A 16996-nucleotide genomic window follows, 5' to 3' on the forward strand; every position below is an offset into this window, starting at 1 on the left:
TTCTTTGTTTGATAAAAGAAATAAACTCCCCGAATGTAGCATCGAATGGAAAGTCCACAGGGACATACGGAATCAAGAGGGAATACCGGCACCGATTGTCCAGAAACGCTCCTTCTGTTATAAATGGTCCATATATGCCGTAAAACCATCCCAAGAGCGAAACGCATGGCTCCTCGGAGGGCTGTTCGGTAAGCTCAAATGGGAATTAATTTGGTTAGAAAATGAAATATTCCTAAGAAAGACATAATTTAGGGTAACCATTGAAAAACCATTATCGTTTTGATGGTAAGCTACGTCCCGGCAATAGCATCGAAAGAGGTATTGTAATAAAGAAAAACCTAATGATTGGAAATCAACTTCGGATCAATTTGCAAAAATCAACCGAGAATACGACTTATTTTCCGTTTATTCTGGGGCTGCTGTTCCTGATGATCGCGACGGTGTCTACCTCCTGGGCCACCCATATCCGGGCCGGGGAGATCATCGCCGAACGAATCTCCACCCAGACATTGACCTACCAGATCACGGTAGTGGGCTATACCGACACCCGCTCTACGGTGGTATTTGGCCCGGGGGAGATTGATTTTGGGGACGGAAGATCCGAGGTATTGAATACCGAAAGTGATTTCAATTTGACCGAAAACCTCGGAAACAATATCGAAAAGAATGTTTTTGTCATCACACACACCTATCAGGGACCCGGCAGCTATACGATTCGGTTTATGGAATTTAACCGAAACGCCAACACCCTGAATATGGATCAGTCCGTAGATACCCCTTTCTATATTGAGACCATGATCACCATTGATCCCTTTTTAGGAGTCAACAATTCCCCCATACTGACCATCGCTCCGGTAGACAACGGGGCGGTAAACCAAACGTATATCCACAATCCCGGTGCGTACGATCCGGATGGCGACAGCCTGGCCTACGTATTGGATGTTCCCAAACAAGCGTTCCAACGAGAAGTCAACAATTACCGGAGCCCTGCGTCGGGAGAATTTAGCTTTAGCCAACAAAATGGGGCCACGCCTCCGTTTTTGGAATTAGACCCGGTGACAGGTGACCTTATTTGGGATGCTCCGGGGATAGCCGGGCAGTACAACGTGGCCTTCCGAATCGAGGAATGGCGCCTGGTGGCAGGGAACTGGGAGCGCATCGGCTACGTACTTCGGGACATGCAGATCATCATTGAAAATACCGATAACCGCCGTCCCGAATTGATCATGCCGGAGGATATCTGTGTAGAAGCCGGTACAGAGATAACCGAACTCTTTCAGGGAATGGACCCGGACGGTGATCCCATTATGATTGAGGTTTTTGGGGACCCGGTAGAAATCACCTCCTCTCCCGCTTCTTACAGCCCTGAGTCTACCTTTCAGCCGTCTCCGGGTATCGTAAGCTTTCAGTGGCAGACCGTTTGCAACCACGTACGGGCCAGGACTTATCAGGTAAGGGTCCGAATCCAGGACCAGCCGGATTCGGGTCCGGCATTGGTGGACATCAAGACCTGGAATATCACGATAGTGGCTCCTCCCCCCACCCCTTATGCGATCGAACAGCAGCAGGGACGGTCTGCACTATTGGAATGGGACCCTTACGAGTGCTCCAATGCTGCCGAAACCATGCAGGTCTGGCGCAGAATCAATAGTGACCCCTACGAACCCGATTCCTGTGAAACAGGTATTCGGGCAGGATATACGCTCGTGGGGGAAACCGACATGCAAACCTTCGATTTCAAAGACACCAATGGCGGTATGGGGCTGAGTCCTGGGAACACCTATTGTTACCGCCTGGTGGCGGCCTTCCCTTCGCCCCGAAGCGGAGAAAGCTACGTTTCAGAAGAAATATGCATCACGGTAGATGTGGATGTGCCGCTTATAACGAATGTAAGCGTAGAGGAAACGGATACTGAATCAGGGGAAATGCTGATTCGCTGGACTCCTCCATACGATATTGATACCGACCTCTATCCGGGTCCTTACACCTATGAATTGATTCGAAATCAAGGATTTACGGGACAAACCAACCCGGTCTCTCTGACCACCACCGCCGACACGGTATTTACCGATAGCCAGTTAAACACCGAAAACCTGGTATACAATTACAAGGTGGTGCTCTTGTCCGATGGAGAAAAAATTGACACCAGTGGGGTTGCGTCATCGGTGCGGGTGGACCCGACCATCATCAATGAAGCCATTGAGCTCCAATGGCAATACCAGGTACCCTGGAACAACGAGGACGGTACGTTTCCCCATTTGATTTACCGCAACAGGACCGATCCGGAGGCGGCGGATACCGAAACCTTTACATTGATTGCTGAAGTAGATGTGACGACGACCGGTGCGGTATACCTGGACGACGGAAGTCATAACGGCGTTCCGCTGGATACCGAAAAAGAGTATTGTTACTACGTGGTGACCAACGGAAGCTATAACCTGGACATTCTGGAGTATCCGCTTGCCAACAATTCCCAAATCGTATGTGCCCGGCCCGATGACGATAGTCTTCCCTGCCCGCCGGTACTTACCTATGAGGGGCCAGCGTGCGAAGCATTTCTCGCGGACAAGCCGTGTAACTTCAGTGACTTCTACCACGACCTGAGCTGGGAACCCGATTTTTCTGGCGAATGTGACTCGGAGCTGAATGGCTACCGCATCTATTTCTCTGAGACCGGAGAAGAAGGAACGTTCAATTTTGTAAAATCGGTAGCCGTCATTCAGCAGGAAACCCGTATGGAAGGCCTGATGGAATTGAAAGGCTGCTACTACATCACCGCGGTAGACAGATCGGGCAATGAAAGTGAGCCCAGCAACATCGTCTGTGTGGATAATTGTCCGAATTACGAGTTGCCCAATGTATTCACGCCAAACGGCGATAATATAAACGATACCTTCCAGGCCTTCGACAATCCGTATGAGAAGTGTCCCCGGTTTGTGGAAGCGGTAGAAATCAACATTTACAATCGTTGGGGATCCCTCGTTCATACCTATAACAGCAATTTAGCTACCGAAAACAACATATACATCCATTGGGATGGCAGGGATCCCGAAGGCAATGACTTACCTTCCGGAACTTATTATTACGAGGCGACGGTTTATTTCAATGTATTGGATGAAAGCTTGCGCGTGCGAAAAAGCAAAGGCACCATTCAACTCATGAAATGACGGACCGGACGCCGTTCGGCAAACCACCGCCTGAACAAAAGATTAAATTTTATTACCTTTGATACCGTAACAGGACAGTTTATTATGAAAGCCCAGACTAAAACGACACAAGATAGCCTTACCCCAAACGATGCATTGCGCATGTTAAAGGAAGGCAACAATCGATTTGTTACCAATCAGCATACCAATAAAAACCTACTCCAGATGGTCAACGATACCCGGGATGGGCAATGGCCCTTTGCCGTAGTATTGAGTTGTATTGATTCAAGAACATCTGCCGAATTGGTTTTTGACCAGGGTTTGGGAGATATTTTTAGCGCCCGTGTAGCCGGAAACGTGGTCAACGAGGATATTTTAGGTAGCATGGAATATGCGGTGAAGTATGCAGGATCGAAGTTGGTATTGGTACTGGGGCACACCAAATGTGGTGCGGTCACCAGCGCCTGTAAAAAAGTCAACGATGGAAACATAACCGCACTCCTTCACAAGATCAAGCCGGCCATTGAGCGCGCGGAGAAAGAAGCAACCGTATCCGCAGATACCCAAGAATTTGTAGAAAAAGTGGCCACCTTTAATGTCTTTGAGGCGATGGAAGAGATTCGCGAACGGAGTCAAATCATCCGTGAGATGGAAAACGAAGGAAAAATCATAGTGGCTGGGGCCGTGTACGATGTAGAGACCGGAGTGGTCAACTTTTTTGACAACTAATCCCGGACGGCTCAGGATATTTTGAGGCAGCTTTAGATAAAGGATTGAGGCTGCCTCTTTTTTTGCTTACCTTTGTACCTTAACCAACCAACGTCCTTTTATTCATGATAGCCTATGTATTTCCGGGCCAGGGAGCCCAATATCCCGGTATGGGAAAAGACCTGTACACCCAAAAAGCCGAAGCTAAGAAAATGTTTGACCTGGCCAACGAAATTTTGGGGTTTAAAATAACCGATATCATGTTTGAAGGGAGTGCGGAATCCCTGATGCAAACGAATGTAACCCAGCCAGCCGTATTTCTCCACTCGGTAATCTCCGCCCTGACCTCCGACACCTTTTCTCCGGACATGGTGGCCGGGCATTCCCTGGGCGAATTCTCAGCACTGGTAGCAAACCGCGTACTTCGCTTCGAGGACGGGCTACAATTGGTTCACCGCAGGGCTCTTGCCATGCAGGAGGCCTGTGAGATCAATCCATCAGGAATGGCCGCCATTCTGGGTCTATCCGACGAGCAAGTCGAAGCAATCTGTGCCGAAATAACAGATCATGTAGTGGTCCCTGCTAACTATAACTGCCCGGGTCAATTGGTGATTTCCGGGAGTCTGGAAGGAATCCAAATTGCCTGCGAAAAGATGAAGGAAGCAGGTGCCAAAAGAGCCCTTCCCTTGCCGGTGGGAGGTGCCTTTCACTCGCCACTGATGGAACCTGCCCGCCTGAAACTAGAGTCGGCCATCAATGCGACCCCCTTCGCTGCGCCCAGTTGTCCGGTATACCAAAATGTAAGTACCACGGCGATAACGGACATCGACACCATCAAAAAAAACCTGAATGCACAGCTTACCGCGCCGGTGAAATGGACGCAATCCGTTCAGCAAATGGTTGCCGACGGAGCAGAAAAATTCATCGAATGCGGTCCGGGAAAGGTGCTGCAAGGATTGGTTAAAAAAATCCATAAAGAGGCCGAGGTAGCACCACTAGACTGATAAGGCAGCCCATCCCTTAGCCATCCGCGTACAAACGGACGGCTAAGGGGTCCTTGCAGTCGATCAGCAAATCTCGATTGCTGACACCTAACTCCGGGTGCTGGTAATTCGGAAGTATCTCCGCCAACGGCACCAACACAAACTTTCGGAACGGAAGCTGGGGATGGGGTACCTGCAAGTTGTCCGTGTTGATCACCCGATCATCAAAATATAGGATGTCAATATCCATGGTTCGGTCACCCCATTTGTCCGTCCTCTTTCTACCCAGCTCCTCCTCCACTTGCTGAAGAAAACGTAGCGTAGGCTCGGGTTCCATGTCGGTTTGAACGGCAAGCACCTGATTCAGGTAAGCGCGTTGGGAGTTTCCTCCCCAGGCTTCCGTTTCGTAAATCCCCGAAGCACGAACCAGTACCATGTTACCAAGCAAGCGGTTTACCGCCTCCTTTAGTAAAGCAAGCCTTGCCCCCTGATTCCCTCCCAATCCTAAAACCACGCTGTGTATCATCAATTAAATCTACGTCAAAATCAACAGTTTTGCCAAAAATAGGTTATTTTTGAAACTTACTAAAACAGACCGCGTCCATGAAATTTTTAAGCAACGTTTTGGCCGTTATCGTAGGGTTACTGGTCTTTTGGGTACTGGCATTCTTTATATTTGCCGGCATCATCGCCATCAGTGCCGGCTCCGCAGAGGTAGAAATTAAAGAAAATTCGCTGCTTCACATTCGCTTAAACGGTGTGGTGCTAGTGGAACGTTCGCCAGACGAGGATCTTTCCCTACCGCCGCTTCCATTTGTGGGAACGGTGTCTTCTGTGGGAATCAATCAGGTCATAAAGGCAATCGAAACGGCTCAGGAAAACGAAGATATAAAGGGCATTTATCTGGAAAGCGGATTGCTGGGAGCAGGGCAATCGCACATTCTGGAAATCCGCAACGCGTTGAAGGACTTCAGGGAAAGCGGGAAGTTTATCGTTGCGTACGGTGAGTATTTTACCGAAACGGGGTATTTCCTCTGCTCGGTTGCGGATGAAATCTACCTGAATCCAATTGGTGACCTGGAATTCAATGGTTTTGCAGCCACTCCCGTTTTCTTCCGGGGATTGTTGGAAAAAATCGAAGTGGAGCCGGTCATCTTTCGCGTGGGAGAGTTTAAAAGTGCCATAGAGCCTTTTGTTCTGGATAAAATGAGTGAAGAAAATCGACTTCAAACCAAGGCCTATCTGGAGGACCTGAACGGCATCCTGATCCGAGAGGTGGCCGAAAGTCGATCCCTGGCACCGGAAACCGTACAGGAAATCAACAACAACATGTCCGTCCGAGCGAATCAGGACGCCGTTGACCTCGGGCTAATCGACGCCCTCTGGTACGATGACCAGGTCAAAGCACGCCTGCGAGAAAAACTGGGATTGGAAGAAGAAGCCAGTATTAACAGTATCAACATTAGCGGAATTAACCAGACCGCCACTGAAAAAAACCGGCTTTCCCGAAATCAGGTAGCGGTGATTGTAGCGGACGGTGAAATTGTGGGTGGAGAGGCCCCGGATCAGATTGGTTCGGAAGCTTTCTTAAAGGAAATCCGAAAAGCCCGAAAAAATAAGGATGTAAAAGCGATTGTCCTACGGATTAATTCCCCGGGGGGATCGGTGGTGGCCTCCGAAGTAATCTGGCGTGAACTATCCGAAGCACAAAAAGAAAAACCGCTAATTGCTTCCATGTCCAATTACGCCGCCTCCGGTGGCTACTACATTGCCGCCCCGGCAGATACCATCATAGCCCAGCCCAATACCATCACCGGGTCCATCGGCATTTTTGGCATCACGTTCAATGCGCAGGGGCTCTTGAATAACAAATTGGGAATTACCACGGATGTGGTCACGACCGGTACTTACTCGGATTTTCTAAATCCCACCAAATCCATGTCGGACATGGAAAAAGCCATCATGCAATCCAAGGTAGAAGAAGGTTACGAAACCTTTATCACCCGGGTAGCAGAGGGAAGGACGATGAGCAGAGAAGACGTAATGGCCATTGCCGGAGGCAGGGTATGGTCCGGAGTAGCGGCGAAAGAAATCGGGTTAGTAGATGTATTGGGGGGGTTGGACGAAGCCATTCGCATCGCTGCCGCAAAGGCCGGGCTGGAGGAGGAGTTCCGGGTGGTTTACTACCCCAAACAAAAATCATTTCTGGAGCAACTGATGGAGGATTTCGGCAATGACGTGCAGGGCAGCTATCAACGAATCAAGCTGGGAACCTCCTACGAGCTGTACCAAACGATCGAACGACTGAAACGAATGGAAGGCCGGATGGCGCTGATGCCCTTTCTCATGGAAATAGACTGATTTATTTGATTTTAGGTTGAAAATGCCGAATTTACGGTTCCATAGAAATGCATCTAATCTCATGAATCCCCAAATTCACAAATTTTTCCTTTTTTTTCTAACCGGCGTTGTTTTCCAAATCCATGGCTTGCTCGCCCAGGAGTCCTATTCCATTGCCACCTACAATATCCGGTACGATAATCCAGTCGATACATCCAACCATCAACGGGAAGAGCAGGACCCGCATCCCATCAACTTGATTCGTTTTCACGAGATGGATATAATTGGCACCCAGGAAGGGCTCTACAGCCAGGTGGAAGACATTCAAAAAGGGCTGGAGTTTCCGTTTATCGGTCCTGGCAACGATACAACGGAAAGTGAGGGAGCGTCTTGCGCCGTCTATTACAACCCTGAAAAATTTAAGCTCTTAGATAAGGGAACCTTCTGGTTCTCGCCAGTTGCGGAAAGCGCCACTCAAAGCCCGGGTGAAGCAGCAAATCGGGTTTGCGCCTGGGGTAAATTCCAATCTCCGGAAGGCGATTCTTTTTATGTTTTTAATGTGCATTACAAGCAGATAGGTCCCAAGGCCCGTGTAGAAAGTAGTAAATTACTTTTGAAAAAAATCCAGGAAATAAACAGAGACCACCTGCCCTGTATTGTTACGGGGGATTTTACCGTGGAGGAGAACAATGATGTCTATCAGGATCTGCTTGAGGGCCGATATCCGGAAAAATGGATCAATTTACTGGTGTCAAGCGAAGGCAGTCCCATCTCCGTTTCAGCCCTCGTTAGGAATACCTCAGAAAAAATCCTTCCTCCCTTCGTTTCCTTCTATTGAACGGTCCCCACGGATAAAATCGCGCCTTGCGCGGCCGAGAGGATCCCGTCTGAAATCGGATATTTTTTTGGAATTCCAACGGTGAAAAAGTATTCCTTCAGGCATTTTTGTGTTATTTTTGCCCCCTAAATTACGAAAGCATGGCACTCCCTACCAAATATAATTCCCAAAGCGCTGAATCCAACTGGTACCGCTATTGGATGGAACACGGCATGTTCCATTCCGAGCCGGACGACGAAAAGGAAGCCTATTCCATCGTGATTCCTCCGCCGAATGTGACCGGAGTTCTCCACATGGGGCACATGTTAAATAACACCATTCAGGATATTTTGGTACGAAAAGCCCGGATGGAAGGGAAAAATGCCTGCTGGGTACCCGGCACAGACCATGCGTCGATCGCCACGGAGGCAAAGGTAGTGGCCATGCTAAAGGAAAAAGGTATCGAGAAAAAATCCATCAGCAGGGAAGCGTTTCTGGAACATGCCTGGGAATGGAAGGAAAAATACGGGGGCATTATCCTTGAGCAGCTTAAAAAACTGGGGGCTTCCTGTGATTGGGAAAGAACGCGGTTTACGATGGACGCCTCCTTGAGTGAGGCCGTTACAAACGTTTTTGTGGACCTGCACCGAAAAGGCAAAATCTACCGGGGCATCCGGATGGTCAACTGGGACCCCAAAGGGAAAACGGCTCTATCTGATGACGAAGTCCTCTACAAGGAAGTCCCGTCTGCACTCTATCACATTGCCTATGTCATCGAGGGTTCGGAAGAATCACTGACGATAGCAACAACCCGACCGGAAACCATCATGGCCGACGTAGCCATATGCGTCCATCCCGAGGACCCACGGTACCGGCACCTCAAAGGAAAAAAAGCGTTGATCCCCTTGATCAATCGCCCCATCCCCATTATCGAAGACGAATACGTAGACCGGGAATTTGGAACAGGTTGCCTGAAAATCACTCCCGCTCACGATATCAACGATTATGAAATCGGCCTGAGGCATCAACTGGAAGTCATCGACATTCTAAACGATGACGGGACCCTCAATGAAAAAGCAACGATTCTGGTGGGGGAAGACCGCTTCGTAGCCCGTAAAAAAATCGCCGCCCTATTGAGTGAAGCCGGACAGCTGGCTAAACAAGAAGCGTATACCTCCAACGTGGGGCATTCCGAGCGAACCGATGCGGTGATTGAGCCCAGGCTTTCCATGCAATGGTTTTTGAAGATGGAAGAAATCACCCAACCTGCTTTGCGGGCGGTCATGGATGACGCCGTTCGGCTATTTCCTCCAAAGTTTAAAAACATGTACAAAAGCTGGATGGAAAATGTACGGGACTGGTGCATTTCCAGGCAGCTTTGGTGGGGACACCGAATACCTGCCTATTACCTGCCAAACGGTGCGTACGTGGTGGCAAATTCTGCGGCAGAAGCACTTGATTTGGCCAGAACGGAATTTGATGAAACCTACACGGAACAGGATCTGAAACAAGACGAAGACGTCCTGGACACCTGGTTTTCCTCCTGGCTATGGCCCATATCCGTTTTTGATCCGGCGTTTTTCAAAACCGGCAAAAAAAATCGGGACCTTGCCTATTACTACCCGACCAACGACCTGGTAACCGCTCCGGAAATTCTCTTTTTCTGGGTCGCACGAATGATCATTGCCGGCTATGAATATACGGGAGAAAAACCATTTCGAAATGTCTACCTGACGGGAATTGTTCGGGATAAGCTGGGAAGGAAAATGTCCAAATCGCTTGGCAACTCCCCGGATCCGCTTGCGTTAATTGAAACCTACGGTGCGGATGGGGTGCGGACAGGCATGCTCTTTAGCAGCCCTGCTGGCAACGATCTCCCCTTTGATGAAAAGCTGGTCGAGCAGGGAAGAAACTTCTGCAATAAAATCTGGAATGCTTACCGCCTGATCGAAGGATGGGAAGTAATTCCGGGCAGAAACCTCGCAAATGAAACCGCCATCGCCTGGTTTGAAAGTAGGTTTAACCAATCCCTGGCGGAGCTCACGGATCACTTTGAAAAATTCCGTATTTCGGATGCCTTGATGACCGCCTACAAGCTGGTATGGGATGATTTTTGTTCCTGGTACCTGGAAATGATCAAACCCGCCTATCAGTCCCCGATCGATGCACACACGAAAGACCGAACCCTGGCGTATTTCGAACAGCTGCTAAAAATCCTACACCCATTCATGCCGTTTATTACGGAGGAATTGTGGCAGCAAATCGGAGAGCGAAAAGACGGAGAAGCACTGATGTTGTCGCCATGGCCCAAACAAAATGCTTTTGACGAAGGAATTGTTGCGGAAGCGCAGCATATTTTCGAACTGGTATCGCAAATCAGAAACACCCGTGCCGCCAGGGGCATGTCTCCCAAACTGCCTGTAGCTCTGTTTGTAAAAACCAGCAACGAAGGCGTATACGGGCGATTTGAGGAAGTTATCCAAAAGTTGGCAAACGTTTCTTCCCTAACCTTTGGCGAAACGACAGGAAATGCCTTGACCTTTGTGGTAAAAGCAGACGAGTTTTTCATACCGATAGAGGAGGAAATTGATCTGGAACAGGAAAAAGAAAACCTGCTCAAAGAACTGGAATACACCAAAGGGTTTTTGACCTCGGTCTCAAAAAAATTGGCCAACGAAAAGTTTGTCTCAAACGCTCCCGCACAAGTTGTGGAAAAAGAAAAGAAAAAAATGGAAGACGCGCAGTCCAAGCTAAACGCACTTGAAGAAAGCTTAAAGAAGCTGCAACAATAGCCAGCTAAAATGCGGTAGCACAGGAGCTGAAAAGGAGGAAATGTTCCTCGCGCACTTCCTCAGCGAATCATCGAGCGTCTACAACGGTATGTAAAAAAAAGCGACAGGTCTTTGGCGCAATCCGCTGAAGTGACATTCCGTATTACATCCCAAGAAACAAGATCCCGTCCGACTCCGAAGCTATAAGGGCTTCGACAGCAATAGCCCCGGGCGAAAGCCGGGTCCAGGGGCCGGTAAAAACGATCCCCAACGTCGAGATCTTTGAATAAGAATCGTCCATAAAAAACCGTTACCCAATCACCCCCAATTCCCTTCCTACCTCGGTAAAGGCGGCGATGGCTTTTTCCAGGTGCTGCTTTTCGTGAGCCGCCGACAATTGCACGCGAATGCGCGCCTCCCCTTTGGGTACCACGGGGTAGTAAAAGCCGATTACGTAAATACCCCGCTCCAACAAGCGCTCGGCCATCTGCTGGGCCAATGGAGCCTCGTAGAGCATGATGGGGACAATGGGATGCGTCCCTTCCTTTACCGAAAAACCCGCTTTCCGGATCCCTTCCCGAAAAAAACGGGTGTTGGCTTCCAGCCGGTCCCGCAGCTCGGTGGTTTCCGACAACAGATCAAACACCGCTATAGAGGCTCCGGCGATGGCCGGGGCCAGGGTATTGGAAAACAGGTAGGGCCGGGATTTTTGCCGCAGGAGTTCGACGATTTCTTTTCTGCCGGAAGTAAATCCGCCGGAAGCCCCTCCCAGCGCCTTGCCCAGGGTGCCGGTGATGATGTCTACCTTGCCCATCACGCCGGTCAACTCGTGAACACCTCTGCCCGTTTTTCCCATAAATCCGGTGGAATGGCATTCGTCCGACATCACCAAGGCTTGGTATTTTTCGGTCAGGGCCACGATTTTATCCAATTGGGCGATGGTGCCATCCATGGAGAACACCCCATCCGTCACGATCAGTTTGTGCCGGGCACCTTTTTCGGTAGCTACCTGGAGCTGGGTTTCCAGGTCTGCCATGTCGTTGTGGCGGTAGCGAAAGCGCATGGCCTTGCACAGCCGCACCCCATCAATGATGGACGCGTGATTCAATGCGTCCGAGAGGATGGCATCTTCAGGCCCCAGCAGGGGCTCAAACACCCCGCCATTGGCATCAAAGGCCGCGGCATACAAAATCGTGTCTTCCGTACCCAAAAATTCCGATATCTTTTGCTCCAGCTCCTGGTGGATATTCTGGGTACCGCAGATAAAGCGCACCGAGGACAGGCCAAACCCGTGGCTATCAATGGCTGCTTTGGCCGCTTCGGTTACCTTTGGATGGCTGGAGAGGCCCAGGTAGTTGTTGGCACAGAAGTTCAACACCCGGCTGCCATCGGCTAGCTGAATTTCCGCACCTTGCGGGGATTGGATGATTCGTTCCGTTTTGTAAAGACCGGAATCCTTGAGTTGTTGCAATTCGTTCTGCAATTGCGCCTGTAAGCTGCCAAACATGAAGTCGTTCGTTTTGTGAATTTCTAACCGATGAATTTACTATTTTTAAATAAAAATGACAGCCGATTGTATAAAAATTCTGAAATTGAGGGTTTGAATCGCGCAAATCAAAATAAATCCAAATGGAGAAGGTATTGGTAACCGGAGCTGCCGGGCAGCTTGGGACGGAGTTGACCCAAAAATTAACCGAGTTATACGGGCCGGAGGCGGTGATCGCCAGCGATATACAGCCGGAGGCGGAGGCGAAATTTCCCCATTGTCGCTTTGTCCTACTGGATGTCATGGACCGGGAAGCGCTGCGCAGCTGCATCAAAAAAGAAAGCGTGACTCAGGTCTATCACCTGGCGGCGGTCCTTTCTGCCCGGGCCGAGACCAATCCCCAGGCAGCCTGGCACCTCAATATGGATAGCTTGCTGCATGTGCTGGAACTGGCGCGGGAATGCAAGTTGGACAAAGTGTTCTGGCCCTCGAGCATTGCCGTTTTTGGCCCGGACAGCCCCAAGGTCCAAACGCCTCAACTGGCGCCTAAAGAACCCGTCACCGCCTACGGCATCGCCAAACTGGCTGGGGAACACTGGTGCGCCTATTACCACCAACAGTATGGCGTGGACGTGCGCAGCCTTCGTTTTCCGGGCCTGATCGGGTACAAGGCGCTACCTGGTGGAGGGACGACCGACTATGCCGTGGCTATTTTTCACCAGGCCCTGGCCGGTAAACATTTCTGCTCCTTTCTAGAGAAAGACACGCGACTACCCATGATGTACATGCCCGATGCCATCAAAGCCACCTGCATGCTGATGCAGGCGCCCAAAGAACGCATCGGCGTTCGTTCCAGCTACAACCTGGCGGCGATGAGCTTCACACCGGAGGAATTGTATCGGGGAATCCTTCCCTATTTTCCGGAATTTCGCATAACTTACGAACCGGATTACCGGCAAGCCATCGCGGCAGGCTGGCCCCGGTCCATCGACGATCGGGAAGCCCGACAGGACTGGAACTGGTCTCCGGATTACGATATGCCGGCAATGATCCGGAACATCTTGCAGGAACTACCCAAACTACAGGCCGCTACAAACCCAACGAAACCATGAAAAACCAACGATTGATTACCCTATTCGTGCTGGCGGTCCTTTTTTCTTGCGATGCGCCCACCGAAGAAAAGCGGTACGAGGGAGCCGAACAAGAAGGCGCAGCAGAGCAGGAGGAACTGGTGCTCGACAATACCTTTTCCACCTGGATGCAGTACGAAGGGCTACTTCCCTGCGCGGACTGTAAGGGAATCCAGACCGTGCTCAAGTTGGAAAACAGCCCCAATAAAAAGGAGCGTAGCTACGAACTCACTGAAACCTACCAAGGCACCAAAGACGGAGACCGGGAGTTCGTCCGCTCGGGAATATACGAGGTGGTCTACGGATTGGAAAACGATCCCGGTGCCATGGCCATCCGCCTGCTGGACGATTCCGGTGCCGCACTGAAAAGCTTCCTGCAGGACAAAGAGGGAATGCTCCACCTGCTCGATACAAACGAGAAAAACATCTCCGCGGAAGGGACCTATACCCTCGAATTGGTGAAGCAATAGGCAATCGTATCTGCTGCTACCGATCCGGACAGCGCCAGCTACTCCATGGAATCGATACTACCCTTCATTAAGTCAAACAGCACCCTGATCCAGTCCTTGCCTCGGACTTGTTGATAAAAAAAATTTAGCAACGTGTGTAGGCTTCAAGATGCCGGGTTAACCTTTCAATCGTTTGAGTCCATTTTCCGTTATACGTCGGAGTTTGGATCGCTTTTTGACCTTGGGTTGATGCATGGTAATGCAGTGCAGCCCCCCGCCACTGTAGTTAAGTTCGGTAGCATGGATCGTCACCACTTTTCTGGTTTTAAAAACCTGCTGAAACACCTTTTGGGCCTGCTCGTCCTTTTGCCGGATAAAATCGGGGTCACCCGCTGTGTGGTAGGCAGGCAGTACGACCAGATTATTGGTCAGTACAAAGTTTAGATAGCTGGTGACGGGCGTGTAATAAATCGGCTGACCGTTATAGTGCCCCTGATCAAAAATAATCGGCGCCTGTGGTACCCGGATGATGGTAAACGGGTTTCCATCCTGATCCCGGGCATTTTTCAGGATCCGATAGCTTTCTTCCAACCGCTCGTGCACCACCTGGTAAAAGGGGTCCAGGGAAAGATCTGCCGGATCCACCCGAGCCAGCAGGATGGTTTGGGCATCCGCAAACCGGCAAAACTCATCTACGTGCCAATGCACCCCATTGCCGTAGATATTGTCGATCACAGGTCCATGATCAAACAGATCGTCTTGCGGCAGGCCCTTTTTAAGCCAAATGACGTTCGTTTGATGCAGCTTTTGCTTGTACTCCGCTTCAATTTCTTCCAGGCTGAGGCCCGGATTGATGTATTTTTCGTGCCCTTCGATTAAAATAATGGTTCCCCGCCCATTGATCTCCCGGCCGCCTCCGGCGCTAAAGAGCTTACTTTTCAGAAACGGAATCCTCATTTTGGTGGCAAACTGTTCGCTGAACAGATTGTATTCCCGATTTTCCTCGTGGGGATACTGAAACACAACCAATTCTTCCTGACCCGTCCTGTCTTCCATTAGTATCGGTCCGTAATCCCTGATCCAGATATTATCCTTTTCCAATTCAAAAGGGGCCAGACTGACATTTTTCCGGTTGATCTTCCGCGCCGCTAGTAGCCCTTCCAGGTTTTCGGGGCGGTGATTTCGTTGATTGTAGAACAGCGTAACCCGATCGTCTTTGGCGATCTCCTGAATCAGTTTGAGCGAAATCTCCTGAAATTGAGGGTTCCAACAGATAAAGGTGCTTTCCTGCGGATCAAATTCCGCGAGCGGCCCTGCGGGAGGATTTTCCTGAACGTCCTGCGTGCAGGCTGTGAGGAAAAATACGAGACAGGACAAACCTGCCAACAGACAGCGACGCAATCCGTGCATCCCTGTCAATCCGGCCATGGCATTCATATCAGGCCACCGGTTGAAAGCATTTTTTATACATCGTTGAAAAACCGGCGTTTGCCGATCGAATTTATTTGCGAAAAATACGACAAGATTCTGAATAAATCCTGAATTTTATGAAAGCCTGGGAAAATACTGGAGAGGTCAATGAAGAGACAAATGGAGGCAGGGCTGAATTCGGGATCACCGGTGTTGGGAGACCGGGAGGCTCCGGGTGTATGCTTTGCAGTACTGCAAAAGCCTCGGCTGGAAGGGAGCAGCGGTCTGGCTCCCATGAAGATTGTTCGTACAGCTTTAAGGATTCGGGTAGTATACCGGCGTTCCCGGCTTATAGCCCGTAGTTCCCAGGCGATTATGCGTTGCCGGGCTGTACCAGGCTGTGGTTGTATTTCGGTGGGTTTCTGTTTTTTTCGATTAAAAAATCCACTATCTTGTTCGTACTATTTTTTTTATCAAATGAAAACCATTGTGTTAAAAAACGCTGTAATCGAGGGGTTGCCGGTCATCTGCCTGGAGTTTCCTTACGATTTTGCTTTGAAAGAGCTGGTAAAGACCTATTCGGAATGCCAATGGTCCAAGCGGCACAAGACCTGGTGGGTTCCGTATCGGGAGGATCAATTGGACGAGTTGATTCGATTTTTCCGGGGGAAAGTTTGGCTGGATTATTCCCAACTTAAAAAAATCGACATGGCGAGGGAATTTCCTAATACCATCGAACTGGATGTTAAAACAGAAACAGAAATACAAATTTTTATAGAATGGATGAGGAATAAGCGCTATGCAGAAAGCACCATCAAAACCTATTCAGGAGCATTGATATTATTTTTTAGTTTTTTAGACAACAAAGAGATAAGCGAAATAGAGAATGAAGATCTCGCCTATTTCAACACCCACTACATTATCCGGAAGGGTTTTTCTGCGAGTTACCAAAGTCAGTTTATCAATGCTGTCAAGCTTTATTTCAGCATCAGGCAACATAAGAAACTAAACCCCGAAATTATAGACAGGCCTAAGAAACCTAAATTGTTGCCAAATGTATTGGCTAAGGAAGAAATAAAAAGGATTTTGAATGCGCACAAAAACCTGAAGCACCGAACCATGCTGTCGCTGATTTATGCCTGTGGACTACGGAGAAGCGAATTATTGAATGTAAAAATCACGGATGTGGATTCCAACAGAGGCTTACTCATCGTTCGACAGTCCAAGGGTAAAAAGGACCGGGTCGTACCTTTATCAGCAAAAACCATCGATTTGTTGAGGGAGTATTACAAATTTGAGCAACCGACGGTATATTTGTTTGAAGGAGAAAAGCCAGGCTCCAGGTACAGTGCCGGAAGTTTGCAAAAGGTCTTAAAATCTGCACTGGCAAAAATAGGTCTTAGAAAACCGGTTACCTTACATTGGCTGAGACACAGTTACGCGACGCATTTGTTGGAAGGTGGCACCGACCTCCGGTATATCCAAGAGATCTTAGGTCACAGGAGTAGTAGGACGACCGAAATCTATACACACGTAACCGACAACAGTATCCGAAGAATCAAATCCCCCTTCGATGACCTATAATAAAAGTAAACAAAAGTATACAGATCTAACAAGCAATTGTTGGCTTTATACACCTTTGGTAAATAGATATACAAGTTACAGGCAAGGCCATGTACAGTAAGAAAAGGTGGTACCGATGAAAGCTTTCCAATTTCTGGTGGTGCACGAAGGACCGGATCGGGGCTTTTTCCAG

The 16996-nt window shown here is 49.4% G+C and carries 12 protein-coding genes; 9 read left to right on the forward strand and 3 right to left on the reverse strand.

Features of this window, described 5'->3' with window-relative positions; translation table 11 throughout:
* The first annotated feature begins 428 nt into the window (after window positions 1-428).
* The 3 genes from GCU44_RS21470 (at window position 429) to fabD (ending at window position 4858) form a co-directional block, all read left to right on the forward strand.
* Window positions 429-3167, forward strand: coding sequence for a T9SS type B sorting domain-containing protein (locus GCU44_RS21470; protein WP_154859465.1), 2739 nt, complete (start codon window positions 429-431; stop codon window positions 3165-3167).
* An 84-nt stretch (window positions 3168-3251) separates the two neighbouring features.
* Window positions 3252-3875, forward strand: a complete 624-nt coding sequence (locus GCU44_RS21475; RefSeq protein ID WP_154859453.1) for a carbonic anhydrase family protein — start codon at window positions 3252-3254, stop codon at window positions 3873-3875.
* Window positions 3876-3979: 104 nt separating this feature from the next.
* Window positions 3980-4858, forward strand: coding sequence for an ACP S-malonyltransferase (fabD, locus tag GCU44_RS21480; protein WP_154859454.1), 879 nt, complete (start codon window positions 3980-3982; stop codon window positions 4856-4858).
* 16 nt (window positions 4859-4874) lie between these two features.
* Here the strand turns inward: fabD and folK are convergent, their stop codons facing one another.
* A complete protein-coding gene (folK, locus tag GCU44_RS21485; RefSeq protein ID WP_241685060.1) occupies window positions 4875-5363 on the reverse strand; it encodes a 2-amino-4-hydroxy-6-hydroxymethyldihydropteridine diphosphokinase in 489 nt (162 codons plus the stop codon).
* A 77-nt stretch (window positions 5364-5440) separates the two neighbouring features.
* Between folK and sppA the strand changes: the two genes are divergently transcribed.
* The 3 genes from sppA to GCU44_RS21500 all read left to right on the forward strand — a co-directional run bounded on the left by sppA (window position 5441) and on the right by GCU44_RS21500 (window position 10786).
* Window positions 5441-7198, forward strand: a complete 1758-nt coding sequence (gene sppA, locus GCU44_RS21490; protein ID WP_154859455.1) for a signal peptide peptidase SppA — start codon at window positions 5441-5443, stop codon at window positions 7196-7198.
* Between the two features lie 61 nt (window positions 7199-7259).
* Window positions 7260-8015, forward strand: a complete 756-nt coding sequence (locus GCU44_RS21495) for an exonuclease/endonuclease/phosphatase family protein (protein WP_154859456.1) — start codon at window positions 7260-7262, stop codon at window positions 8013-8015.
* A gap of 140 nt (window positions 8016-8155) precedes the next feature.
* Window positions 8156-10786 (forward strand): valine--tRNA ligase, encoded by a 2631-nt coding sequence (locus tag GCU44_RS21500; RefSeq protein WP_154859457.1) that lies wholly within the window; start codon window positions 8156-8158, stop codon window positions 10784-10786.
* A 289-nt stretch (window positions 10787-11075) separates the two neighbouring features.
* On the opposite strand, the gene kbl is transcribed toward GCU44_RS21500, so the two are convergent.
* The gene (gene kbl, locus GCU44_RS21505; RefSeq protein WP_154859458.1) at window positions 11076-12272 is read right to left on the reverse strand and encodes a glycine C-acetyltransferase; all 1197 of its coding nucleotides are present in this window, start codon (window positions 12270-12272) and stop codon (window positions 11076-11078) included.
* Window positions 12273-12394: 122 nt separating this feature from the next.
* On the opposite strand from kbl, the gene GCU44_RS21510 reads away from it, so the two are divergent.
* Both GCU44_RS21510 and GCU44_RS21515 read left to right on the forward strand, forming a co-directional pair.
* Window positions 12395-13363: an NAD-dependent epimerase/dehydratase family protein gene (locus GCU44_RS21510; RefSeq protein WP_154859459.1), complete on the forward strand. Its 969-nt coding sequence runs from the start codon at window positions 12395-12397 to the stop codon at window positions 13361-13363.
* Window positions 13360-13851 carry a copper resistance protein NlpE N-terminal domain-containing protein gene (locus tag GCU44_RS21515; RefSeq protein WP_154859460.1) on the forward strand — a complete coding sequence of 164 codons (492 nt, stop codon included), beginning with the start codon at window positions 13360-13362 and terminating at the stop codon, window positions 13849-13851. The genes GCU44_RS21510 and GCU44_RS21515 overlap by 4 nt, the downstream gene beginning before the upstream one ends.
* A gap of 156 nt (window positions 13852-14007) precedes the next feature.
* Here GCU44_RS21515 and GCU44_RS21520 read toward each other — a convergent pair whose 3' ends face one another.
* On the reverse strand, window positions 14008-15267 hold the full coding sequence (locus tag GCU44_RS21520) for an agmatine deiminase family protein (RefSeq protein WP_154859461.1): 1260 nt from the start codon (window positions 15265-15267) through the stop codon (window positions 14008-14010).
* Between the two features lie 450 nt (window positions 15268-15717).
* Between GCU44_RS21520 and GCU44_RS21530 the strand changes: the two genes are divergently transcribed.
* Window positions 15718-16824: a tyrosine-type recombinase/integrase gene (locus GCU44_RS21530; RefSeq protein WP_154859463.1), complete on the forward strand. Its 1107-nt coding sequence runs from the start codon at window positions 15718-15720 to the stop codon at window positions 16822-16824.
* Window positions 16825-16996 lie beyond the last annotated feature (172 nt).

It is taken from the genome of Cyclobacterium xiamenense, from assembly GCF_009467825.1.
Lineage (GTDB): Bacteria > Bacteroidota > Bacteroidia > Cytophagales > Cyclobacteriaceae > Cyclobacterium > Cyclobacterium xiamenense.